Source organism: Marinobacterium lacunae (assembly GCF_000705555.1).
Lineage (GTDB): Bacteria > Pseudomonadota > Gammaproteobacteria > Pseudomonadales > Balneatricaceae > Marinobacterium_D > Marinobacterium_D lacunae.
In genome coordinates, this window is record NZ_JMQN01000057.1 from 230,312 (window position 1) to 255,778 (window position 25,467).

At 56.0% G+C, this 25,467-nt stretch carries 20 protein-coding genes; 6 read left to right on the plus strand and 14 right to left on the minus strand.

Translation table 11 applies throughout. The features are described from left to right. Positions 1-10: 10 nt before the first annotated feature. The 4 genes from ADIMK_RS19150 to rapA all read right to left on the minus strand — a co-directional run bounded on the left by ADIMK_RS19150 (position 11) and on the right by rapA (position 4,437). Positions 11-424 (minus strand): VOC family protein, encoded by a 414-nt coding sequence (locus ADIMK_RS19150; protein ID WP_036191425.1) that lies wholly within the window; start codon positions 422-424, stop codon positions 11-13. A gap of 99 nt (positions 425-523) precedes the next feature. After that, positions 524-1,042, minus strand: a complete 519-nt coding sequence (locus ADIMK_RS19155) for a DUF411 domain-containing protein (RefSeq protein ID WP_036191428.1) — start codon at positions 1,040-1,042, stop codon at positions 524-526. A gap of 33 nt (positions 1,043-1,075) precedes the next feature. After that, the gene (locus ADIMK_RS19160; protein WP_036191431.1) at positions 1,076-1,450 is read right to left on the minus strand and encodes a hypothetical protein; all 375 of its coding nucleotides are present in this window, start codon (positions 1,448-1,450) and stop codon (positions 1,076-1,078) included. Between the two features lie 125 nt (positions 1,451-1,575). Beyond that, positions 1,576-4,437 (minus strand): RNA polymerase-associated protein RapA, encoded by a 2,862-nt coding sequence (gene rapA, locus ADIMK_RS19165; RefSeq protein WP_036191434.1) that lies wholly within the window; start codon positions 4,435-4,437, stop codon positions 1,576-1,578. Between the two features lie 157 nt (positions 4,438-4,594). Between rapA and ADIMK_RS19170 the strand changes: the two genes are divergently transcribed. Then, positions 4,595-5,356: a M90 family metallopeptidase gene (locus tag ADIMK_RS19170; protein ID WP_197027585.1), complete on the plus strand. Its 762-nt coding sequence runs from the start codon at positions 4,595-4,597 to the stop codon at positions 5,354-5,356. 47 nt (positions 5,357-5,403) lie between these two features. Here ADIMK_RS19170 and alaC read toward each other — a convergent pair whose 3' ends face one another. From alaC to ADIMK_RS19190, 4 genes are all read right to left on the minus strand, one after another. Further along, on the minus strand, positions 5,404-6,636 hold the full coding sequence (gene alaC, locus ADIMK_RS19175; RefSeq protein ID WP_036191437.1) for an alanine transaminase: 1,233 nt from the start codon (positions 6,634-6,636) through the stop codon (positions 5,404-5,406). A gap of 122 nt (positions 6,637-6,758) precedes the next feature. Next, on the minus strand, positions 6,759-7,214 hold the full coding sequence (locus tag ADIMK_RS19180; protein WP_036191441.1) for an ATP-binding protein: 456 nt from the start codon (positions 7,212-7,214) through the stop codon (positions 6,759-6,761). 15 nt (positions 7,215-7,229) lie between these two features. Further along, positions 7,230-7,571 carry an STAS domain-containing protein gene (locus ADIMK_RS19185; protein WP_036191443.1) on the minus strand — a complete coding sequence of 114 codons (342 nt, stop codon included), beginning with the start codon at positions 7,569-7,571 and terminating at the stop codon, positions 7,230-7,232. 56 nt (positions 7,572-7,627) lie between these two features. Then, a complete protein-coding gene (locus tag ADIMK_RS19190; RefSeq protein WP_051693128.1) occupies positions 7,628-9,736 on the minus strand; it encodes a CHASE2 domain-containing protein in 2,109 nt (702 codons plus the stop codon). Between the two features lie 347 nt (positions 9,737-10,083). On the opposite strand from ADIMK_RS19190, the gene glsA reads away from it, so the two are divergent. From glsA to ADIMK_RS21520, 3 genes are all read left to right on the plus strand, one after another. Then, on the plus strand, positions 10,084-11,058 hold the full coding sequence (gene glsA, locus ADIMK_RS19195) for a glutaminase A (RefSeq protein ID WP_197027586.1): 975 nt from the start codon (positions 10,084-10,086) through the stop codon (positions 11,056-11,058). 214 nt (positions 11,059-11,272) lie between these two features. Next, positions 11,273-11,728 carry a FecR family protein gene (locus tag ADIMK_RS19200; RefSeq protein ID WP_051693130.1) on the plus strand — a complete coding sequence of 152 codons (456 nt, stop codon included), beginning with the start codon at positions 11,273-11,275 and terminating at the stop codon, positions 11,726-11,728. Between the two features lie 7 nt (positions 11,729-11,735). Then, positions 11,736-12,443 (plus strand): OmpA family protein, encoded by a 708-nt coding sequence (locus ADIMK_RS21520; protein WP_051693131.1) that lies wholly within the window; start codon positions 11,736-11,738, stop codon positions 12,441-12,443. A gap of 146 nt (positions 12,444-12,589) precedes the next feature. Here ADIMK_RS21520 and ADIMK_RS19210 read toward each other — a convergent pair whose 3' ends face one another. The 5 genes from ADIMK_RS19210 to trmH form a co-directional block, all read right to left on the minus strand. Continuing rightward, the gene (locus ADIMK_RS19210) at positions 12,590-14,731 is read right to left on the minus strand and encodes a TRAP transporter permease (protein WP_036191447.1); all 2,142 of its coding nucleotides are present in this window, start codon (positions 14,729-14,731) and stop codon (positions 12,590-12,592) included. Between the two features lie 85 nt (positions 14,732-14,816). After that, positions 14,817-15,848 (minus strand): TAXI family TRAP transporter solute-binding subunit, encoded by a 1,032-nt coding sequence (locus ADIMK_RS19215; RefSeq protein ID WP_156043006.1) that lies wholly within the window; start codon positions 15,846-15,848, stop codon positions 14,817-14,819. Between the two features lie 237 nt (positions 15,849-16,085). Continuing rightward, a complete protein-coding gene (locus ADIMK_RS19220; RefSeq protein WP_051693132.1) occupies positions 16,086-17,489 on the minus strand; it encodes a sigma-54-dependent transcriptional regulator in 1,404 nt (467 codons plus the stop codon). Continuing rightward, positions 17,486-19,573: a sensor histidine kinase gene (locus tag ADIMK_RS19225; RefSeq protein WP_036191451.1), complete on the minus strand. Its 2,088-nt coding sequence runs from the start codon at positions 19,571-19,573 to the stop codon at positions 17,486-17,488. Before ADIMK_RS19225 ends, ADIMK_RS19220 begins: the two co-directional genes overlap by 4 nt. Before the next feature lie 28 nt (positions 19,574-19,601). Beyond that, positions 19,602-20,285 (minus strand): tRNA (guanosine(18)-2'-O)-methyltransferase TrmH, encoded by a 684-nt coding sequence (gene trmH, locus ADIMK_RS19230; RefSeq protein WP_036191455.1) that lies wholly within the window; start codon positions 20,283-20,285, stop codon positions 19,602-19,604. Positions 20,286-20,473: 188 nt separating this feature from the next. On the opposite strand from trmH, the gene ADIMK_RS19235 reads away from it, so the two are divergent. After that, the gene (locus ADIMK_RS19235) at positions 20,474-21,343 is read left to right on the plus strand and encodes a prephenate dehydratase (protein ID WP_036191458.1); all 870 of its coding nucleotides are present in this window, start codon (positions 20,474-20,476) and stop codon (positions 21,341-21,343) included. A gap of 352 nt (positions 21,344-21,695) precedes the next feature. After that, a complete protein-coding gene (locus ADIMK_RS19240; protein WP_036191461.1) occupies positions 21,696-23,270 on the plus strand; it encodes an HD domain-containing phosphohydrolase in 1,575 nt (524 codons plus the stop codon). Between the two features lie 4 nt (positions 23,271-23,274). On the opposite strand, the gene ADIMK_RS19245 is transcribed toward ADIMK_RS19240, so the two are convergent. Beyond that, positions 23,275-25,467 (minus strand): CHASE2 domain-containing protein, encoded by a 2,193-nt coding sequence (locus ADIMK_RS19245; protein ID WP_231517095.1) that lies wholly within the window; start codon positions 25,465-25,467, stop codon positions 23,275-23,277.

Sequence of the window (25,467 nt, forward strand, 5' to 3'; positions counted from 1 at the left end):
GCAAAAACGGTTAATTCTTGTCCAACGCCGAACGTAATTCAACCGTATTGCCGTCAGGATCCTGAATATAAACCGACGGACCGAAGCCTTCCGCGCCGTAGCGCTCTTCAAAGCTACTCATTGCAACACCGGCCGACTTCAGATAATCGCCCAGTGCCTGCTCGCTGATCGGCTCGAGTCTCAGGCACAGGTGATCGAGGTTGTTATCCTTTTCGGTGGGCACACCGCCACCGACACGGCCCAGTTCGCTGTCGACGCGGACAATATCGATCAGGGCGTTCCCCGCCCGCAGTTGCACGAGGCCTGTTTCGGGCCCGGTATCCCGCTCCAGCGTGCAGCCAAGCAGATCGATATAGAACGCGAGCATTGCGTCGATCTGTCCGGTACGCAGCACGATATGGTCGATGCCTTCGATTTTTATCATCTCACCCCTCTGCGCGGTCGTCCTTAAGGTGTCTCACAGTATAGCGAGGTGGCTCACTCAGATCATGAGTAGCCCGCCCCGTTTGGGCGGGCCTTCGGCTTAGTACTGCTGCGCCTGCTCTTCGATCTTCTCGTACAGCTCGAAGCTGCCATCCTTGTGAAGCAGCACAACTGGATAGGGTTGGAATCGATCGCCCATCTCCATGCCGGGGCTACCGGCGGGCATGCCCGGCACCGCCAGACCCAGCGCATCCTCCGGCGGGGACTCGAGGAACCGCTGAATCAGCTTGGCCGGCACATGCCCTTCAAACACGTAGCCCTCTGGCGATACAGCTGTGTGGCAGGAACGGAAACGCGGGGCGACGCCCAGCTCATCCTTCACGGCATTGAGATCGTCCGGATGATGAACGTTCGAAACGAAGTTATGTTTCTCGGCATGCTCTGACCAGCTCTCACAGCAGCCGCAGGTCGGGCTTTTGTACAGTTCAAGCTCAACCGGCGACACCTTGCCATCGACTGACGCGGAAGGATCGGTTGCCGAACTTTCAGAACAGGCTGAGAGCAACAAAGAGGTACCGAGCAGGATCGCACCGGCGGATAGAGTACGGATTGTGGACATTGAATAGTCTCCAAAAATTGTCGAACCAACGCGTTAGCTAATGGAAACGACTGCTTTTGGAGGGGGTAATGGCGGCGGTATCACCGTTGTCATGAAGTGCTGAATGGATGCTCCGAGGCCCGCCGCGTTAAGCGGCACCAGCGGCGTAAGCGACACAGGCAGGCAGAGCGCGGCCACCGAACAGAGGCCTGATGCGCAATGCTGCTCAATCTCATCGGCACAGCAATCCAATGCCTGCACCTCAGTGCCGTCACAACCGGATATCCCTTCACAGGCATACTCAAGGTGAGAGTTGCCCGTTGGCATACCCGGCGTCATCGACATGGCAGAACGCGCACTGACCGTCTGCATCAGCAGCACAAGCGCAAGCAGCGCTACCATGCCTATGCGTGCGAACACGTTGCTCAAATCGACTCACCTCACATCAAGTGCATCGCATTACCCAAGACCGGCGAGATTCCACCGGGAACGGGTGATGAAACTAAGTATAATCGAGGCCCGTGCAAAAAACCGGACCCCGATCAAGCCGCGAATTACTCGCGTACCAGTATCACACGCACCGCATCGAGCTTCAGCTCGGCACGGGAGAGCGCATCAGCCATCTGCTGACGTCTCGCGGCCAGTGCTTCGAGCTCCTGCGGGTGGATACCCGAATTAACCTCTGCGAGCTCTTTAAGCCGCTGATACTCCGCTTCCTGTTCGGTATGCATACGCTCAAGCGCCTGCTCAATCAGCGGGGGCAACTCCTTCTGCGCGAGCAGATCGGCCTGCTTCACTTGAGTCACGATCTGCTCGCGTGCCAGACGCACCATATTCTGCGCAGCTATGCGCGATACCGTTTCGGCAAGCTTGTTCAGCGGTTCATGGCCTAGCGCAGCGGCCAGGTTCTGGCCATTCGGGCCCACCAGTATACGTACGACACCCTGGGGCAGATAACGTTGCAACTGAAGTGCACGTGGCGCTGTGGTATGCAGCTGGAACACAGTCTCCAGCAACAGCGTACCGGGCTGCAGTGGCGGCAGTTTAAGCGTGACCAGCGAGTTATTGCCGTACTCGCCGCGCAGAATCAGCTCCATGGTACCGGCCAGCAAAGGATGCTCCCAGCTCATGTACTCGATATCTTCCCGGGACAGAGCGCGCTCGCGGCTGAAGGTCAGGGTCAGGCCCTCGTCCTCCAGACCCGGCAGCTGGCAGAGCATATGCTCGCCCATCTGCAATACGAGCCCATCTTCGCCATGCGGCTGAGTATCAACGCCGAAGCGCTCGAACAGCTTCTCGGCATAAGATTGCAGCTCATCACCTGCTTCGGCTTCGACCACCGCGTCGGTCAGAGCCTCAGCACGATCCTGATCACAGCTGCCAAGTTCAAGCAGACGGTCACGGCCAGCTGACAGTTTTGCCTCCAGCTCGATGCGAGCGCCGCTGGTATCGGCGATCAGCTGCGCAAGCGCCTGCTCGTTCTGCGGATCGTGCAGGCATTCGTTCAGTTCATCGGCAACCTGATGGTAGATCGCCTCACCGGTTGCACAAACGCGGCTGAACGCTTCAAGGCCGCTGTCATACCAGTCTAGCAATACACCTACGGCACTATCCTGGTAGTAGGGAACATGAATCTGAATATCGAAACGCTGACCGATACGGTCAAGACGACCGATTCGCTGCTCCAGAAGATCAGGGCTCAGCGGCAGATCAAACAGCACCAGATGGCTGGCAAACTGGAAGTTACGCCCTTCCGAGCCGATCTCGGAGCAGATCAGTACCTGTGCACCGAGCTCCATATCGGCGAAATACGCCGCGGCTCGGTCACGATTGATCAACGACATGCCTTCGTGGAAGGCCGCCGTACGCAGTCCCTGGCGCAGATTGAGGTACTCTTCCAGCGCGATGGCGGTCTCGGCCCGCGCACAGATGACCAGTGCTTTTTCCTTGCGGTTCTCGCGCAGCCAATCAACCAGCCACTCAACGCGGGGATCGAACTCAACCCAATCAGCCCCCAACAACAGCTCGGGATGCAGCGTCTGCTCCAGCTTGGCCGTCATTGCCGCTTCTTCATATACCTGCGGCATCGGCAGTGGAATCGCGTCAAGCTGACGCGAACGGAACCCTTTCACGCTCTCGCGCGTGTTACGGAACAATACGCGGCCGGTACCATGTCGGTCGATCAGGGAGGCGATCAAAGCGGCAAGTCCCTGCTCGCGCTGCTCCAACGGTAGTGCCAGCCAGTTACCGAGCGCTTCATTGCCCAGCCATCCGGCGATCTCCTGCTGCACCCGGCTGTCCGCCGCCAGTAGCTGCGCCCCGCCCTCCTCCAGCAGCGGCGCAATGGCACTGCTCAAGTGGTGGAAACGATCACTTTCGGCGATAAAGCTGTCCAGATCGTGGTAGCGCTCAGGATCAAGCAGGCGCAGACGTGCGAAGTGGCCTTCAGGCCCCAACTGTTCGGGCGTTGCTGTCAGCAGCAGCACCCCGGGAATTGTTTCAGCCAGTGCCTGAATGCAGCTGTAGCCATGACTGACGGCATTGGGTGCCCAGCCCAGATGGTGCGCTTCATCCACCACCAGCAGGTCCCAGCTGGCCAGTAGCGCTTGTCGAAGGCGCGCATCGCGCTGAGTCAGCAGTGATAGCGGACAGAGTACCAATTGGCTGGATTCAAACGGGTTACCGCTGAAAGACTCCAGCAGCGCTTCGCAACGCTCTTCGTCCAGCAGCGTGAACATCAGATTGAAGCGACGCAGCATCTCGATAAGCCATTGGTGCACAAGATTGTCCGGCACGACAACCAGCACACGCTTGGCACGGCCGCTGATCAGCCGTTGATGCATGACAAGGCCCGCTTCGATGGTCTTGCCCAAACCGACCTCATCGGCGAGCAGCGCTCTTGGGTGCTCACGTGAGGAGAGCTCCACTGCGATATGGAACTGATGCGGCAGCAACTGCACGCGGGCACCCAACAATCCGTACACGGGCGAGCTCATCAGCCGATGGTGGTGCTCAAGCGTACGCACACGCAGTTTGAACAGGCCGTTGCGATCGATCTGGCCGGCTAACAGGCGCTGCTCGGGGCGGGCGAAGTGCACGGCGCTGTCGAGCTCAGGCTCGGTCAGGATCACTTCCTCGCCGTTATTGTCGCTACAGCGGTATATGTAACAGCCCCGGTTTTCGAAACGCTCAAGTATCTCAAGCGCGTCACCAAGGTGGTTGTTGACCCGCTCACCGGGTTCATAGATCACACGGCTCAAAGGCGCGTTATCGACCGCATAGGTGCGCTGTTCCATCACTGCCGGAAAACCGATCTCCACCCGGCGGTTGGCGCACTCTATGACGATGCCTAACCCCAGATCCGCTTCGGTATTACTGATCCAACGCTGACCGGGGATAAACTGCTCGTGGGACAAAACCTGAACTCCATCTATGGCTAGGGGTAAAACGGGGCGCACATGATAGCTCGACTCGACACAGAATGCTGCCCTCGCTGCACTGCTTCAAAAGACTAGCAAAAGAGAGCGACAATATTGGGGTAAACTGAAACCAACGCCTTACCGGAATGTGACTGTGCTGGAAAAATTGCTGGCCTACTTAAGCGGTACCCATCAGCAGATCGCCCCTGTCGACGCCAGACTTTGGCGACAAACCCTCGAAACCACGCCCCTTCTTGCCGCATTAGGCGCCAACGAGCAGACCGATCTGAAAACCCTGACCGAGCAGTTTCTGGCTGAAAAGCGCTTCTTCGGCGGCGACGATCTTGAGCCAAACCTCGAAATGGCGATCAGAATCGCAGCCCTGGCCTGCCTGCCGGTTCTGCACCTGGGTTACCACTGGTTGAGCGAACTGCATGATCTGGTTATCTATCCGGATGCATTCCTTGTACACCGCGAGGAGCGTGACGAGTTCGGCGTGGTACACGAACACTACGAACCTTTAAGCGGTGAAGCCTGGGAGCACGGCACGCTGGTGCTGTCATGGCCTGACGTGCTCGAAGCCGGCGCCAGATGCGATGGCCGCAATGTAGTCATTCACGAGATCGCGCATATTCTTGATGACCGCAACGGCGCGTTTAACGGCTTTCCCCCACTGCATAAAGGGATGGACCCCGTGCAATGGACGGCAGATTTCAGCGACGCTTTTGACAGCCTGAACCAACAGCTCACACAGGGGCACAGGCCCCTGATCGATCCCTACGGCGCTACCTCTCCGGCCGAGTTTTTCGCCGTCACCAGTGAATACCATTTTGAACGGCCCGATCTGTTACAGGAAGCGTTTCCGAGGGTGGCGATGCAGCTGGAGCGTTTCTACGGATCTTGGGAAAGGGTGTAGCGGCAGTCTCGCTAGACCACCGCTACATTCTTTTGAGAGGGTTAAAATCAGCGTTTGTTCGAGGGCAGGTCAATCAGGCCATCTTTACGGAACATCGCCTTTATGCCACGCACCGCCTGACGAATACGATCCTGATTCTCGATCAGTGCAAAACGTACATAATCGTCACCGTAGTCGCCAAAGCCGATTCCCGGCGAGACACAGACCTTGGCATCCGCCAGCAGCTTTTTGGAGAACTCCAGCGAGCCCATCTCACGGTAGGGGTCTGGAATCTTGGCCCAGATATACATCGATGCCTTGGGAATATCGACCATCCACCCCGCTTCATGCAGCCCCTTGGCCAGAGTGTTCCGGCGCTGACGGTACTGTTCGGCGATATCGCGTACGCACTGCTGGTCACCCTCAAGCGCGGCTATGGCCGCTACCTGCAGCGGTGTAAAGGTACCGTAATCGTGGTAACTCTTGATTCGCGCCAAGGCATGCACGAGCTCTTTGTTACCGACCATGAAACCGATACGCCAGCCCGCCATATTGTAGCTTTTGGACAGCGTAAAGAACTCCACCGCAACATCCTTGGCACCCGGCACCTGCATGATCGACGGTGCTTTCCAGCCGTCGTAGACGATATCGGCATAGGCCAGGTCGTGTACGACGATGATGCCGTACTGCTTGGCCAGCGCGACCACACGCTCGAAGAAATCCAGCTCTACGCACTGAGCCGTCGGATTGGACGGAAAGCCCAGAATCATCATCTTCGGTTTGGGGATCGCTTCACGGATTGCGCGCTCAAGCTCCACAAAGAAATCGACACCGGGAATCAGCGGTACAGATCGTACCTGCGCACCCGCAATAACCGCGCCGTAGATATGAATTGGGTAACTGGGGTTGGGCACCAGCACCATATCGCCATGATCGCAGGTCGCCAGCATCAGATGCGCAAGCCCCTCTTTCGACCCGATGGTAACGATCGCTTCCTCTTCCGGATCGATCTCGACATCGTAACGGTCGCGATACCAGTGCGATATCGCCCGACGAAGACGCGGAATACCGCGGGAGGTCGAGTAGCCGTGGGTATCATCACGCTGGGCCACGGTGCACAGCTTTTCAACGATGTGCGGCGGCGTCGGGCCATCGGGGTTGCCCATGCTGAAATCGATAATATCTTCGCCACGACGGCGCGCGGCCATCTTCAGTTCGGCTGTGATATTGAATACATAGGGGGGAAGACGATCGATACGGGAAAATCGACGTACGGGGGGTGTGCCAGATGAATCGGCCATACTAACCTCTTGTCACGTAAGCGCCCGGAACCGTCCGAGCGACGCCGGTCATGCCTTCACGACCGTTCGGTTAGAATAGCGTGTTCGTTATTTCATGAACAGTGGCACATCATGTGTCGGGTTCAAACTTTTTCTCTCGCCTGATTCGATTTTAAACTGGTCAGTTTCAGCCTGTTTTTGTTGTTGCTGCGCTCATATTCACAGCGGTCCATATAGTGCCTGATCAGATCGATTCCCAATCCGCCAATGGGCGCGTCATCCAATGACGAGGGCTTCTTGTGCTCAGGCGCCTCAACCGGGTTGAACGGCACGCCGTCATCTTCGATCAAAAGCGAGATCTCATCCTCCCCCACACCTAACTCCAGCAAAATCTGCCGTTCGCCCTTATCGGGAAAGGCGTAAAAGATGATGTTCGTGACCGCCTCGTTGGCGCAGAGGTCAAACTTGAAGCGTTGCGCCTTGGAAACCTGATGCTGCCGCAAGGCGGCGTCGAGCCACCGGCTCATCCGCGGTATCTCCGATGCCTCATTACTGATGACCAGTAACGGGGTTTCCCCTTTGAATTCTGTCAGCTCCAAACCCAATCCACCTTTTTATTGGGATACCTTTCCGAGTGCCAGACTGTAATCCATACAGACGTCCATTATTTTGTCGATGCCCGATATCTCAAGCACACTTTTCACATCCGGCTGGGGGTTGAACACCACATATTTCCCCCCGCGGCGGCTCACGGCTTTGGCATTGATCAGCAACGCCCGAATGCCGATCGATGACATATAGGGCACATCCCCCATATCGACAATCACGCCAGCATGCTCGCCACCGGCGAGTTCGCCAAAGCGCGTTTCTATCGTTTTGACTCCCTCGATATCCATGCGTCCGGACAAATTGATCTTCAAAATGCCGGACTCAATCTCTTCCCCTTCGATATTCATGCCTCACCTCATCCATTTTTATGAAAAGCGTTAACGACCCGCTTTAACGTTAGAAACTAGTCTGGTTTGCGCCAACGCACCACCATGATTGTCAGATCATCTGCCGGTTCAGCCTCGCCCATAAAGCGGCGAACCGATTGTTCGATAGACGCCATCAGCGCCTTCGAGTCCGATTCGGGCGTCGGCGACTCGATCACCTTCTCCAGGCGTTCCCGGCCGTACAGCATCTGCTCAGGGTCAGCAGCCTCCGTAATGCCATCAGTGAAGATGCACAGGAATTCATCGCTCGATAGCCGGTGACGAAAAGTATCGTATTGGTAGTCATCCATGATGGCGATCGGCGGGCCGCTACTGTGAATGAGCGATCCCACACGACAGCCCGGTGCCGTCAGCGCCGGGGGCTCGTGACCTGCGTTGACATAGACCAGTTCACCATTGCGCAGATCAAGAATCGCGATAAATGCGGTCACAAAGAGCATTTCGGGGTTGTCGCGCGCGATCTCTCTGTTGGCCTGAGTCACCAGCTCGCCCAGATCGATATCCTGATGATTCCTGAGTGCCACACTTTTACAGAGCGTTTTACTGATAACCATAAACAGCGCCGCGTGTACGCCTTTGCCGCACACATCGCCGATGATGAAAAACACCCGATGCTCATCCAGCATGAAGCAGTCGTAGAGATCACCACCGACCATTTTGGCCGGTTCCATCATCGCCGCGAGATCGATCCGGGGCTCCATTGCAAACACCTCGTCAGGATCTGGCACCATACTCATTTGAAACCGCTTGGCGGCCTCCATCTCACCCTGAATGCGTAGCGCCGCCTCACGCTGCTCACGCAGATCCTCCTCAAGCACTTCGATCTTGCCTTCACCCGTCATCATTGCGTCAGCCAGAAGCGCCACATACAGCACCGCGAATAGCAGGTACGGCGAGGCCACATCAATCAGCAACTGGTATCGGGTGTAGAGCACCAGCCCTGTTCCGGCCAACAGACAGACCAGCACAACGACGACGGGCAACTGAAACCAGACCCGCAGCCTCGGCAGCAGGTAGATCACGATAAACCCTAGCAGTAGCATCATTGCGCCCTCGGCCACGGGCGCCCAACCGGGGCGAACCAGCGTGGTGCCATCGAACACGGTTTCCAGCACCTGCGCATGAATCTCCACGCCCGGCACTCGCTCCCCCAGTGCGGTACTGGGGAAGTCCACCAGTCCCAACCCGGTAAACCCGATCAATACCAGCTTGCGCTCAAACAGACTGGTTTCGAAATCGCCATCCAATATCCGGGCCGCGGATACGAAACGGGACGGGTCATGTCGGCTGTAATGGACCCACATCGAACCATCGGCTTGCGTCGGAATGTTCAGTTCTCCTGCACCTACCGCCTGAATAGCGCGGCCATCCGAGGTCACCGAAAAGGCTGGGCTGCCAATCGCAAGGCGCAGCATCTCGAGCGAAAGCGACGGAAAAAGATGCTCTCCAACCGCCGCGACCATCGGTACACGACGCACAACGCCCCGATCCATATCAGCGCTCAGGATGGCATGTCCAGCGACGGCATTTTGTAGCGGATCGATACTGGACAATGCAGACCGATACCGCCGCACGAAGGGTAGTGGGTCACCGCCTATGACCTGTACCGGCGTGGTAAGCAGCACTGTGGCACGCGTATCGTTTATACCGGCCACGCCCAGCACCGTAGGATATCGCCTAAGTACCTGGGCCAGACGCTCGTCATTGCTCGGCAGGCTGCACAACTCCTCCAGCAAGGCGGGCCGAATGCCCGGGATCAGCCTGCCGACGCTGCACGGGGATATACGGTCGGGCTCAGGCATGATGATATCGATGCCGATCGCTGCAGGCTGTGCCTCCCCGACACGTTCGACCAACTCCGCCAAGCGGCTGCGCGGCCAGGGCCATTGCCCAAAGCGTTTCAGACTCTCTTCATCGATATCGACAATAACAGCAGGGCCGGATACGCGTTCACGGGGAAACATTATCTGGTAGAGATCGAAACAGAAGCCCCTCAGGGCAGACTGCATGGGAATGAAACCCAGCAGGTGAAACAGCAGCAGCAACAGCAGGCCAACCGGCAGAATCCAGCCTTTCAGGAAGGGAGACAGCACTGAGTGGGTGTTACCGATTTCCAGCCTGATCAAATCGTCACACCTCATCCATGACCGTTATTTAGGCTTGGTAAACTGCCGTTTTAGCTAAGCATGAAAATTTCCCAACGGCCAGCCGCTTTATGAAATAAATATAGAGATCCGTTGACCGTGTTTATATGCACCATCACCCCGCAGGCTGCACTTATTTAGCGCACCCAGAACCGCGATGAGCGTGATTGTATAAATAGATACGCGACTTCCCTAATTGTTACGCCAATATTAATAAACACTTAGAGACATAAAATAAAATTCTGATCGTCCAGTCAGTTAATGGCATATTTTATGCGTAGCGCCTTGCTCGATTATTGCCCCAAACAATGGCATGTGAGAGGTGTTTGATGCAGGAACCGAACTGGCTACAGGAACTGATCGACCACCTACATACTAAACACGCATCGCACTACGAAGGTGAGATTGCCACCTATATCCCGGAACTCGGAAAGGCCAATCCGGACCATTTCGGAGTGGCTGTCGTTACCGCTGATGGCCGTGTCGTGGAAGCCGGCAACTCCGATGTCTGTTTCACCATTCAATCGATATCCAAGCCTCTGACCTACGGTATGGCGCTGGAAGCCTATGGCGAGGAGCGGGTTTCCAAACATGTGGGGGTGGAACCCAGCGGTGATGCGTTCAACTCGATTGAACTTGAAAAGATCACCAACCGTCCTTTCAATCCAATGGTCAACGCCGGCGCAATCACCGTCACCGCGATGCTGTATCAGCACTATGGTGAGCGCACCTTCCACGAAATCATGAGCCGTTTTAGCGCCGCAGCGGGACGCCAGCTCGAGTTCGATGAGGAGGTGTACCGCTCTGAGTCCCGCACCGGACACCGCAACCGAGCCATCGCCTATCTGCTGCTCAACTTCGGCATGGTGCCCGAGCACGTAGAGGCTGCACTGGATATCTACTTCAAGCAGTGCTCCATCCTGGTCAACTGTCGGGACTTGGCAACCATCGCGGCGACCTTATCAAACCTGGGGACAAACCCGATCACCAAGGCCGAGGTGTTCGACATTGACCGCGTCAAGGACATGATGTCCATCATGTTTACCTGCGGCATGTATGACTATTCGGGACAATGGGCTTACCGCGTCGGGGTTCCGGCCAAAAGCGGCGTGAGTGGCGGCGTAATGTCGGTGGTCAATCGTCAGGTTGGCATCGCGTCCTATTCGCCATTGCTCGACAGCAAGGGCAATAGCTGTCGCGGCATCAATCTCTGCGCAGATTTGGCACAAGAGCTCGGGCTGCATGTTTTTGACTGTATGAACGCCGGCTCAAGTTACCTGAATGCGATGCTGGAAAATCAGTAGATTTCCGCCCCCTATATCAGTTATGTGCACGTAGACTTCATGTTTAATGAAATTATCGCATGATAAATATAGGATGCTTGCACTATCGTTAACTAAGAGTTAAACCTAATCATCGTTGCGAGGCCCGAAAAGGGAGGCAGTCCTCGCCAGCCATATCAGCTGCTATTCATACCAGCGGCTATGTTTATACAGGCGGAATAAAAAGGAATATTTTATGTTTAGCTGCCTCCGAAAAACCGTCATTATTTTAGCCTTAACGCTTCCCACCCTTTTCGCTCATGCTGATGAAGCCAGTATCGGCACGATCAAGACACTCAAAGGCAGCGCCTCCATCGAACGCGACGGACAGACGGTCGAGGCAACTCTGGGGCAAGAGGTCTACAGCCAGGACAGCATTCAAACCGGCACTGACGGCGCGATCGGCCTTCTGTTTCTTGACGATTCCCGCGTTGCCATCGGCCCGAACTCCCGCATAGCATTGGATCGCTTCAGTTTCGACCGGAACACTCACGACGGCGACTTCAACCTGTCGATGAAACAGGGCACGTTGTCGGCAATTGCGGGCAAGCTCACTGAAAAGAAGCCGGGGGCTATGACGGTCAAGACACCGTCGGCCATACTCGCCGTCAGGGGAACCGAGTTCTCCGTGAAGGTTTCACCTAAGGAGTAACCCCGTCATGACGAGACAGGGAAAGTCTGTTGCCCCGCTGGTTCTGATACTGAGTCTCTCTGGCTGCACCGTTTACAGCGGGGCGGTCAACACACTGGGGCCAGATAAACCGATATCCGATCTTCGCCCCCACACACCCGCTGAATCACTGGTGTTGTCGACTAATCCACCGCCATTCTGTCCGGCTGGCGAAGTGTTTATGGTGATGCCCGAAGAGGGTCAAGTGGGCGTAGTGACTGTGACGCTCAACTCCGGAGAGCAGTACCAGCTTGAAGGTGACTACAGCGCCATGACGCTCAGTGGCGATCAGGCCAAAACCTATACTGGCAACGCCGATGAACTTCGAGGCACATTTGGCGATGCGGTGGACGCTATACCGGCAGCCCCCTACTACTCTCAGGTTTATTTCAGGTTCGCCACTGACGAGCTGACACCTGAATCACGTGAACTGGCACAAGAGATCTATAACGCTGTGCTGGAGCGTAGTGCACCGGAAGTACTGGTAACAGGCCACACCGATACCAGCGGCCCGGCTGACCTGAACATGCGGCTATCGAAAGACCGCGCAGAAGCGGTCAAGCAGGATCTCGTCAATCTGGGTATTGATGTACACACCATCAAGACCTTCGCCAAAGGCGAAACCGAACTGCTTGTGGAGACACCGGATAATACCCGCGAACCCAAGAACCGGCGGGTCGAGATCAATGTTCGCTGATCGCTCGACGGTCAGTGACACTCGCACGCTGTCATAAAACCCAAACATTCGCCCTTAAGATCACAGTTCTATTGCTGGGTGATCGCACACAGAAATAAAAAAGGCGGTGTCAATGCACCGCCTTTTTTGACTGGTCAAACCGCCCGTTATCCGGGCTGGACCTGCGTCGCCGGCTGATCGAAACGCCGGCTGTAGATAAACAGCCCCACAAAGACGACAGCGGCGATCAGATCATATGTCAGGTGCCCGTGCGGCCAGAGCAGCCCCAGCGCACAAACGCCACTGAGAATCCTTAGAGCAATGTTCAGCTTGCCCTCCAGAAACCCCTCCATGAAACCGACGAAGGCGTACATGCCGAGGATACCGAACAGGAAGATGGTAAGAACCTCAGACCAGCTACCACCGATGAACGGCGTATAGGCAAACAGCAGCGGCACCACATACAGCCCCTTGGACAACTTCCACGCGGTGAAACCGGTCAACATCGGCGGTGTCTTCGCGATAGCCGCAGCAGCGAATGCCGTCAGACACACAGGTGGTGTCACATTGGAATCCTGCGACAGCCAGAAGATGATCATGTGAGCCGACACCAGCAGCATCGCCAACATCGCCGGATCCAGCGCCTGCTGCATCAGCTGGCTTTTGAAATCCGCCGGTACCTGAGCCACCAACGCGGCCGCATCGGCTGGCGACATCGGCTGCGCCAGGGCTGTCAGTGCATTGGGGTCGATCAACATGAAGATGGTTCGGGCCGCTTCCGGCAGCTGACCGGAGGCGATCAGATCAATCAGTTCACGCTCGGCCATCAGGTTATACAGCGCCGGAGCCGACAGTGTCGCCAGCACGATATAGGCGGCCGTTACCGGCAACCCCATACCCAAAATCAGCGATGCCAGTGCCACCAACACAATGGTGATCAGCAAACTTCCGCCAGCCCAATCAGTCACCATTAACGAGAACGTATTACCGATACCGGTCATCGCCACGACGTTTACTACGATACCCACAGCGATCAGCAGCATCGCGGTGGTCGCCATATTCCGGGAGCCTTGCGCCAGCGCATCGAGAATATCGCGCAAGCCCATCTTGTTGGGCGACAGCCAGGAGGCAAACACCACCGAAATGATGGAGATACCTGCGGCATAGGTCGGCGTGTAGCCGTATATCAGCAACGCGACCAGCACGATGATTGGCAGCAGGCAGTGCCACCCCTCCTTCATCACGGTTTTAAATGGACGGGCATCCAGCTCAACGGCTGAGGCGTGACTGCGCTTGGCTTCAACCCGCACATAGAATCCGACGGAGAGAAAATAGAGCAGCGCCGGCAATGCCGCGATACCGATAATGGTCACGTAAGGTATCTGGGTGTAGGAAGCCATGATGAAGGCCCCTGCTCCCATAACCGGCGGCATCAACTGCCCGCCTGTAGACGCCGCCGCTTCGACACCGGCTGCGAAACGTGCAGGGAACCCCGCTTTTTGCATCATCGGAATGGTAATAACGCCGGTGGAGACCGTATTGGCCACGGACGAGCCTGATACAGACCCCATCAGCCCCGACCCAAAGACAGCAACAAGCCCCGGGCCGCCGACAAAGCGACCGGCCACACAGCGCGAGAGCTCGATAATGAAATCACCCGCTCCGGACTTCACCAGGAAGGCCCCAAACAGGATGAACATGAATACGTACGTCCAGGAGATCTGTGCGATTGCACCGAACATCCCTTCGGACGAGAAGTAACTGCGAAACAGTACCGTCTCAAGGCTCAGTCCCGGAAACTGGAACATGCCCGGTACGTACTGCCCCCACCAGAAAACGTACGTCAGCGCGACTACGATCAACGAGGGTATAAACCAGCCCGTGGTGCGGCGTGTCATCTCAAGCGAGATGAGGATAGCAATAACAGCGACGATCCAGTCCGAGGTGATGAAATGTACGCCACGGGCATACAACGCATCTTCATACAGCATCAGGTAGACGGTTGTCGCGACTGCAGCCAGGCCAATAATCAGGTCGATTACCAGAATCAGTTTGGCGCGCCCCGGTGTCGATGCGCTATGCAGCGGCACCATAAGTGCTGTGATCAGGGCAAAGCCGCTGAAGTGAATCGCCGAAACCCAGAGCTCGGACATTGTGCCCAGCGTGTTGAAATAGATATGCGCAAGGGCGAAGAGCACACCAGCCCAGTAGACGAATCGACCACTGAGCGACGCCTCTTCACGCTGCGTCAGCTCCAGACTCTTGAGCTTTTCGGCCGTTTGCTGGTCATCCATTGGCGTTGCCGTCATTGGATACATCCTCGGTTCTTTTTAGTGAGCCACTGACCGGGCCCCTGTCAGGGCCCGGTCGACTGCTGAGGGACGCTTAAGCGCCTTACTGAGCGATCAGATGATCAGGGATCGTCAGACCCACTTCACGGTAGTAACGCACAGCACCCGGGTGCAGCGGAACCGGAAGACCGGCAATGGCTTTTTCCAGCGCCATTGCTTTTGTCGCAGCGTGGATACCGTTCAGGAACGGCAGGTTCTCATAGATGGTCTTGGTCAGCTGATAGACATCCTCTTCGGAGATGTCATCGCGAACCGCCAGGAAGTTTGGCTGTGCAATGGTATCAACAGCCTGAGTCTGTCCAGGGTATGTGTTTTCAGGAATGGTGAAGCGTGTCCACAGCTTGTAGTTGCCGTTTGCACGGGCCATCTGATCATCAGTGAACGACAGGATCTGAATGTCGGAGCCCATCGCCGCATAAGCACGCGTGATCGCGGAGGTCGGCACGCCGGACGGAATGTTCATGCCGTCGATAGCACCGTTCTGCATGGCATCGGCAGAGGGACCGTAGCCCATGTAGGCGAGGTTGAATGAATCAGGGTCGATGCCCAGGTTACCAAGAATGGTGCGACCAGAACCTTCAGTGCCGGAGTTTTTCTTGCCGATCGAGAACTTTTCGCCTTCCAGCCCTTTGAGATCGTCGATGGTGCCGGTTTTCGCGTAGCTTGAACGCACAACAAACTGCTCGACGTTCTGCCACAGCATGGAGACTGAGCGCAGGTACTGCTGCTGACCCGCTTCCTTGAGTTCGCCCTCACCAGCCCACGCCCATGCACCGTACAAACCCTGAAGGATCGCAAACTGAGCTTCATTTTCACGCATCAGCTTCACGTTCTCGCCAGAGCCCGCTGAGTTGATTGCAGAGAGAGACAGACCGATGGTCGGTTCAAGCTTTACTTTCGCCAGTGTCGCCAGTGCAACACCAACCGGATAGAAAGTACCGCCAGTCGACGCGGTCGCCAGAATATAGGAGCGGTTATCCTCAGCCGCCTGAGCGAGACTCATGCTCGACGCTGCGATGCCCATCGCGAGTGCCGCACCCATACCCTTGATGAAGTTGCGTTTGTTCATTGTCATTCCTGCGTCCTTTATTGTGCTTCTTAATGTCGTGATCCTTGTTTGCAAACGACGGGGTGGTCGTTGCGGATCAGATCCCCCACAAGGAGTACATCAAGTAAAGCAAAGGACAGGCCAAACGCCACAATAAATCTAAATCATTGTTTTTATGCTGTATTTTCAATACCTGCCGGTTTAAAAGCCTGCAATAGGCAATTTTTTGCTCATGCTTTCAAGAGCGAATAAGCAAAATTTTGCTTACGGCATCTCATCCGTTACAAACTCACTGCGGTTGATACCGAAGCGCTGCATCTTTTGATTGAGCGTGCGCCGCGGCAGATCGAGTTCATCCATTACCAGCTTGATATTGCCCTGATGCTTTTTCAGACAGAGGCGGATCGCCTGCGCTTCGAATTCAGCCACTTGCACCGCCAGAGGCAAACCGCGCTGATTAATGCGGGGGGTTATCTGTGGTGCCTGACCTCGGGAGAGCAGCTCTGCCGCGGAGGTGCGGTGATCGAGCGCAAAGCGTATCGCAACGTTCTTGAGCTCACGCACGTTACCGGGCCAGGCGTAGGACTGAAGCGCACTGATATCGTGATCGCTCAGCGGGCGCGGTTCGCGCTGATGATCCGTAGCAGCACGCGCCACGTAATGAGCAAACAATAACGGCACGTCATCCAGTCGGTCGCGCAAAGCAGCCAGATGCAGTTCGGAGACGCACAATCGGTAGAACAGATCCTCTCGAAACTGCTCTTCGTCGCGCAGATCCACCTTCGCCGCCGCCACGACGCGCAGATCCACCGGGATCGACTGGTTGGACCCAAGCCTTTCAATGACCCCCTCCTGCAATGCCCTAAGCAGTTTTACCTGCAAATTCACCGGCATGCTCTCGATCTCATCGAGGAACAAGGTGCCGCCGCTGGCATATTCGAACTTGCCGATACGCCGCTTGTTGGCACCGGTGAACGCTCCAGCCTCATGCCCGAACAGTTCGCTTTCAATCAGGCTCTCGGGTATGGCACCACAGTTAATCGGCACGAAAGGCTTGTTCGACCGTGGGCTGAACTCATGTAGACACTGTGCGACCAGCTCCTTGCCGGTGCCTGTTTCACCGTAAATGATGACATTGGTGTTGAGTTGACCCAGCAACAGGATCTCATCGCGTACCCGGCTGATAGCCGGCGATATACCGATCAGCTTGCTGGCAAGGCCCGACCGGCTGGCCAGATCCTGATGCAGACGACGGTTTTCAAGTGTCAGACGGCGCTTGTCACAGGCCCGCTGCAACGTCTCCGCCAAACGGTCGGGAACGTAGGGTTTCTCGATAAAATCATAGGCGCCTTCGTGCATGGCACTGATCGCCATATCGACATCACCATGGGCAGTCAACAGGATAACCGGCAAATCGGGTATTCGCGTTTGAACCTCGCGCATAAGCTCAAGACCGTCCATACCGGGCATACGCACATCCGTCAGCAGCACGCCGGGCCAGGCGTCATCCAGATGTTTTAGCGCCTGCTCAGCGCTGGAGAGACTGACAACATGAAATCCACAGATCGTAAGCCACTGCTGTGTGGCCTCACGCACCATCGCTTCGTCGTCAACCAGCATCACGCACCGGCAATCATTGACGGCCTGGGTCGGGAGCTCAGATTTCATAGCACCTCTTGTCCGCTATCACTCGATTTTCGCTCATCTTCGAGTGACGCTTTAAAACGTTTCAATTTCAACTCGAAGCAGGCACCGCCTTCAGGGCGGTTAAACGCCCGTATGTCGCCACCGAGATCCCGCACGATGGACTTCACGATCGCCAGCCCCAATCCAAGTCCACTCCCGACCTCTTTGGTGGTAAAGAACGGCTCGAATAGCTGGGACTGGTGCTCACTGGCGATGCCCAAGCCATTATCCGCCACACGGAGCGTTACAGCAGTGTCGTCGGCGCCTACCGTCAGGCTGAGTATGTGGGGCCCGGGATTGGGCTGCATTGCATCGCAGGCATTTTTAACCAGGTTGATCAGCACTTGCTCAAAGCGTGCCTGATCGCCCGCCAGATGCAGGCCCGACTCAGGGGCATCATATTCGAGCTGTAGGTTCATCTCACCAAACCGCCCACGAAACATCGCCAGCACTTGGTCGATCGACTGTGCCACCGGCACCGGTCCCACCTGCTCAGGCTTACGATAGGCAAAGGTTTTGAGCTGGCCGGTTATCAGTGCCATGCGGTCGATAAGACTTTCCAGTTGGCGCAGATTTTCGCGCTGCTGATCAGGCTTATCGAGTTGCCTCCGGCAGATCGCAAGGTAGGTACGAATGGCCGTGAGCGGTTGATTCAACTCATGCACCACCGATGCTGACATGCGCCCGAGAGCCGCCAACTTTCCGGCCTGTACCAGCTCCGCCTGAGCCTCTTCCAGCGCGCGAGTACGCTCGGCCACTTTGTGCTCGAGCGACTCGTTGGCCTCGCGCAACGCTTGCTCCAGCCGTTTGCGCCGGCTGATATCGATAATAGTGACCAGATAACCGAGCTCCGGATGATCGGTCATCCCTCGGACCGACACCATCATCGGAAACAGCGTGCCATCGGCGCGCCGGCCGACCATCTCTGCACCGGTCAACGGTTGGAACCGGTCAGTCCCGAGATTGGCCAGTGTTTCGCGCAATAATTCGCTGCTACCACCGCTGAGAAGTTCCTCAACGGCCCTATTGCGCATCAGCTCCAACGACACACCGAACTGCTGCATCGCCATCGGATTGATAAACTGGATAAGCCCCGCAGCATCCACGTTGATTAGCCCCACCTGCGCCGTACTGATCATGTCGCGCTGGCGCTCCTGACTCAGCGCACGCTCTCTGGCCTGCTCGAGCTGAAGCACGCGCTTTTGACGAGATTCACGCAGGTACAGAAACAGCAGTGCAAGTGCAAAGCCAGCGCCTCCGATGGCTCCGGCCGCGATTCGCTGCTGTTGCCGGACAATACGCGCATCGCCAAGCACACTGACCCGCCAATTCAGATCGTCCAGCACAACACTTTGCGAAAGATAGGGTACGCCCTCAAGCATCAGGAGATGGATCTCTGTGCCATCGCTTAAGGTTTCGGGTTTCACCTCTGGCAGCGTCTCCGGCATCATCACACCAAACAGTCTCTCCCCGGCAAGGTCGGTAATGATGAACGGGTAATCGATCGGGAGTTGCTCGCGCAGCTTGTCCAGCTCCAGACGCATCGCTGCGACGCCGATCAGGCGCTGCTGATCGTAAATAGGCGCCGACATGTAAAGCGCCTGACGCAAAGGGGTCCCCTCGTGTACAAACTCACGCCCTTCATTGCCGTCGATCGCCTGCTGGAAATAGGCCCGGCTGTCCTGAGCCCCACCGAGCAACGTTCTCTGATCACGCCAGTTGCTGGAGGCCCGCAAAATGCCGCCCAGATCCAGCACTAAAAGTGCGCTGGAACCCGCGACAAGATTGATCTGTTCAAGATACCGGTTGACCGGCTCGCTGAACTGGACATTAGGGTTGCGTAACAGCCCTCGGACTTCGCGGCTCTGGGTCAATACAAAGGGCAGGTAGCGGTACTGATCCAGCGCACTGCGCAGTTGGGTAATATTACCCAACAGCCTGTCGGTACCGTCAGCATGTAGGCGCAACAGCGACCAATTGCGGGTATAGGACGCGCCCTCAAACGCCAGCAACACCACCACCGCCGTATACAACGCCATCACCACCAGAGGCCGAAATGACAACACACCCACCTCCTGCCGTTAAATACCGGGCTCAGGCTCGTCTGGCCAGCAACTGCTGGCACGCAGCAGGGTCCAGCAACTCGCCTATATCGTCATATTCAGGATAGGGCAAACCAGCCGTCAGGCAGTACGCCGCTATCTTCGGGTAGCGCGACTCGAACATATGCCGGGCGGTTTCGCGTACCGGCATACGATCCAGCGCGTAAAGCCCCGCCAACTGACGCTGACGCTGGGCCTCGATCAGTATGATGCCTGCGGCTGTCGAGACGTTGAGTGACTCGACCATACCCATCATCGGCACCGTGATATGAGCATCGGCCTCACGCGCTGCCTCCTCACTGATACCGGCCTTTTCAGCCCCCATCAAGACTGCACAGGGCTGCGTGTAATCGACGTCCCGAAAATCGACGGCGCTGTCGGACAGGTGAGCTGCATAGATCTTCATCCCCTGCGCTCGAACGGCCGAGATGGCGCTCTCAAGCGTGTCATGCAGTACCGAATCAACCCAGCGATCACTGCCGCGAGACGTCCCCCGGTAACGTCGATACTCATGATCAGGCTTGACGACATGCATTCTGGGAATACCCACGGCATCGCAATTGCGCACCAGCGCTGCAATGTTCCGCGGTTTGTGTACTTTATCGGTAATCAGGGTCAGATCGGGCTGGCGTCGCCGCAGAATCTCCAGTAGGCGCTGCTCGCGTTCCGGGGTCATAGTGTCTCCTTAAATCATATCAGCGCATATTACCGCAGATAGCATCTGATTTGCGCGAAATGGCCAGTATCCCGGTTCGTTAACGCACAAAAGCCCAAGCCGTCCACCCAAGCGATGTTTTTCCGCCCCGATGGCTGTGCCATAATCGGCGGCTTCGCACACCGCCTATTGATGGAATATCAAGCGCCATGAACGACTCAGACAACATCATCGCCTATCAGGGTTACCCCGGAGCCTACTCTCACCTTTCCTGCACCCGTGTCTTTCCGGGCATGACCGCACAGGCTTGTGAGAACTTTTTCGATGCGATGTTTATGGTCGACAACGGCGAAGCCAAACTGGCGATGATTCCGCTTGAAAACTCCACCGCCGGTCGTGTTGAAGAGATCTACCGCCTCATGCCGAAAACGCAGCTGCACATTATCGGCGAGCACTTCGAGCCGGTGAATCACTGCCTGTTGGCACTGCCTGGCACCCGCGTCGAGGATCTGAAAACGGTCTCCTCTCACCCCCAGGCGCTGGCACAGTGTGACGGCAATCTGAAAGCTCTCGGTCTAAACCCGATTGCCGCGCTGGATACCGCAGGTTCAGCAGCAGAGCTTGCTGAAAACCCGTCGAAAACGCATGCAGTGATCGCCTCCAGCCTGGCTGCAGAGCTCTATGGCCTCGAAATCCTGCGTGAGAACTTTCAGGATAAAAGCGGCAACACCACCCGCTTTATTATCCTCGCGAAAGACAGCCACATGCCGACACTGGATGTCAACGAGCGCTTCCTGACCACAATCATGTTTGCAGTACGCAACATGCCCGCTGCTCTGTACAAGGCGCTGGGTGGTTTCGCGACCAATGGCATCAATATGGTCAAGCTCGAAAGTTATATGGAATCGGACACCATGCAGGTGTCCAGCTTTCACCTTGATGTGGAAGGCCACCCCCACGACCAGGCGATGCAATACGCACTGCAGGAGTTGCACTTTTTCGCCAAAACAGTACGTATTATAGGGACCTACCCAGCACACCCCTTCCGCCTCAGCAAGCAGATGAAAACGGAAGACTGATCGGCCGATCTTTTTCCGATTTGAAATCCATCACTTAGCGCTCTCCAACTGCCATATTTGCTGCAATGCAGTAAATATGGCGATTTTTATAACCAAATTGTTTAAAAAACAGCCTATTCGGTATTGTGCATTGCAGCATACGCGCTATGCTTAAGGTGTCCTGATGGATCAGGACGCGACAGGTGTCTCTCTTCACCTATCGCATCCCATCTTGCAGCTCCGGCCGTTGGAGTTGTTTGCACTTTGCCTACCCCTCTTCGCCAGAAGAGGGGTTTTTTTATCGCACAGAAACGCTGCCAAGCCCTCACCTTTTCGGATATTCTTATCATGATCGAAAGAGGAGGTCCGATCCATGCAGCACGAGGAGCATGCGTTAGCCGTCGCACGACATCTGTCTCGCCTGGCCTTATCGCTTTCAGCTGAGCCCGACCATCGACATATTCTGGAAGAGGTTGTGGATTCCGCAATGGAGCTGCTGCACTGTGATGCAGGGACTCTTTATATCTTCCGCGACGACAAACTGCATTTCAGCGTTTTGCGCACCCAAAGTCTGGGCATTCGGGATAACGCCCCGTCGCTTGACCCTATCACCCTGTTCAAACCAAACGGTGAACCGTCCGACCTCGTTGTGGCCCACGCATTTGTCGACAGAACGACCATTAATATTCCCGATCTGTCACAGGAAACACGTTTCGACTTTTCCGGTACCTTCGCGTTTGACCGCCAGTTCGGTTATAACTCGCGCTCGTTCCTCTGCGTACCGCTCATGGACCATGAGCAGCAGGTTATCGGCGTGCTGCAATTGATCAACGCAATCGATGACCAAGAGAACGTCTGCGCCTTCAACCAGGAGCAGCAGCTACTGCTTGAGGCTCTCGGATCCCTCGCAGCGACAGTACTCACCCAGCGTCAGCTTATCGACACGCAAAGAGCTTTGTTCGAGTCTTTTATTCGCGTCATCGCCGAGGGAATCGACTATAAGTCGCCGGTTACCGGGCGCCACTGCCAGCAGGTACCGGAAATTGCCATGATGCTGGCTGAAGGTGTCAACCAAGCGGGGAACGGCACCTACGCCAACACGCGCTTCAGTGCCGAAGAGATGTACGAGCTCAAGATCGCTGCCTGGCTGCACGATTGCGGCAAGATAACAACGCCGGAAGCGATTATCGACAAAGGCACCAAACTCGAAACTCAGTTCGACCGTATTGAACTGGTCGCAAGCCGAATTCGAGAGTACCAGCAATCATTGCTCATCGATTGCCTGACCCACTCTCCTGACGATTCAGAAGCGCTTGATAGCTGCCGCAGCCGCATTGCGGAGATGGATCTGGAGATGGAGTTTCTCCGAACCACCAACCGCGGTAGCGAGTTCACATCGCCTGAAGCGGTAGCTCGGATCGAGCAACTTGCAACAATCAGCTGGACCGGCCTGGACGGGCGCCAACGCACACTCCTATCAGAAAACGAAGTCCGTAATTTATCGATCAGCAGAGGCACATTGTTACCTGAGGAGCTACAGCTGATGCGGGACCATATCCGGGTCACCGACCGTATGCTCAACTCTCTGGTCTACCCGAAGTCGCTTAGCCACGTTCCGGAAATTGCCGTTAACCACCACGAGCATCTGGATGGCACAGGATACCCTCGGGGATTATCGGCCGACGGGCTCTCGGTTCGCGCACGTATCATGTGTATCGCCGATATTTTCGAGGCACTCACTTCGCCTGACCGCCCCTACAAAGAGGGTATGAAGCTGTCACAGGCGCTAACCATCATCGGCCGAAAAGTTGAGGATAATCAGATTGATGGTGAGCTATTCACAATTTTCGTTCGTCAGGGCATCTACAAACGATATGCCGAGCTCTTCATGGCCGAGAGTCAGATTGACGAACCCGATCTGGATAAGCTTCCAGGCCTGATGCACTAGGGCGTTATTTTTCGGTGTGGGTAAAAACGGCATCCCACTCCACCCCGGGAGGCGAGGCGGTTAGATCCTGTATACGCTGCAGGTAAACCTGACTGGGGCCGTCTACGCCATGACGTAATGATATAACCTCTTTGAAACAGCATTCAGCCCGCTGCCACTCGTGACTCCGATAGTATTCGATCCCCTGACTGAAGCGCTGAGCCCACTCAGGTTCAATCGAATCCATCACCGCCAAAGGCTCGTATAACCCTATCGCCTGCTGCTTGCCCTTTACGCGCACCCTATCAAGTTCGCGGAAACAGTGGTCTGTACATTGGTCGCGCAGTTGTTCACTGACCAACAGATCGACCCCGTAATATTTGGTCAGTCCCTCCAGACGAGAGCCCAAATTTACCGCGTCGCCCATAACAGTGTAGGCCATACGGAAGTTAGACCCCATGTTTCCGACGGCCATCTCTCCGCAGTTTAGTCCTATGCCGACACGTAATTGCGGCAGGCCCTCGGCCTCCAGTAGTTGGTTCACTTTTGGCAGTGCCGCCACCATTTCCAGTGCCGCATCAAGCGCATGAACGGCATGCTCAGGATCATCCAGGGGCGCGCCCCAAAATGCCATGATGGCATCACCGATATACTTGTCGATCGTGCCTTTATGGCGATGAATAACCGCCGTCATTGCGCTGAGATAGATATTCATCATTCGGGTGAGCTGGGTAGGCGACAAGGTTTCCGACAAGGTCGTAAATCCCCTGACGTCAGAGAACAGCACCGTCATCTGTCGGCTCTCCCCGCGCAACTGATCCGCTGCGCCAACCTGCTCCAGTGAACGTACAACCTCGGGTGGAACATATTGACCAAATGTACGGCTCAACTGGCGCCGGATATTCGATTCGAAAAGAAACCCCGTGGTTTGCATAAACAAGTACAGCATCAGGATCAACAGGGTTACACCCGCAAGCGGAATCACCCAATACAACTGGCTGAAGGCATAAAAATTAAATGCCACAACACCGACACCGAATAGCCCTGTAATAATCGTCCCCATCAGCACTGATAGACGAGGCAAGGTTAACGACAGAACCAGCCCCACAATGAGCATCTGTACTGCATTGAGCGCTCTCAGGAAATCGGGCTTGTAGAAAAAGCGCTGATCGAGCAACGCCGATAAAACATTAGCGTGAACCTCAACCCCGGGATAGCGCGGTCCCACGGGCGTCACCCTCAAATCGAGCAACCCCGCCGCGCTTGTACCAACAAGCACAATGGCCCCAGAAAGCGTTTCCTGAGGCGCTATGCCCTCCAGTACATCACCGGCTGAGATATAGGGAAAACTTCCCTGATGGCCACGGTACGGCACCAGCATCGCACCTTGTGGATCAACGGGAATCTCGACACCACCGGCATCAATCGCGGTGAGCACCTGATAGGAGCCGGACAGATCGCTCTCGATAATCGGTTTGATACTGTCACTGAGCAATAGTGACTGCCACATGGCCAGCGCTAATGAAGGGTAGTACTGATCTTTATAGCGCTGAATAAGAGGGACCCGACGAAAGACCCCATCCGGGTCCACCAATGGGTTGTCGAAAAAGCCGGACGTGGCGGAACGGGCAAGCAAAGGCATGCTTCCCACGACCCCTTGCGCCTGAACGATTGGCAGTGAGTCAGACAGCGGCGGTTCGACCATGAGCGCTGGCCCCGTCTCCCCTACCGCCAGATCAGCATCATCAGGGTCAAAGGCTATCGCCAGTATAGCAGGAAAACTCGCCAAGGTTTCCGCCATACGCGCATCGCCATCCATTGCATCTAGCATTTCAGCGGTTAATACGCCACCGCCCTGTACAAGCGTTTGCAGCGGACTTAATTGCACCGTTTCGTCGGGTTCGGAAAAAAGCACGTCAAAGCCGATTACAGCCACGCCGTAATCGAGATACAGCGCCTCGATCAATTGTGCGACACGATCCCTCGGCCAGGGCCAGCGCCCGACTCGAGCGAGCGATGACTCATCAATGTCCACGATCACGATGCGCGGATCGACAGTTTCACTTAGCGCTTGCTTGATACGCTGGTCGTATAGATCAAGCTCGAACAGCTCAAAGAGAGCGGGCATGCGTCCCTGCCAGCTCAATGACACCATAACCAGCGTGCACGCCAGTCCTACTAGCGTCCTAAGCCAGCGCTGTCCAATCCGCAATTTCAT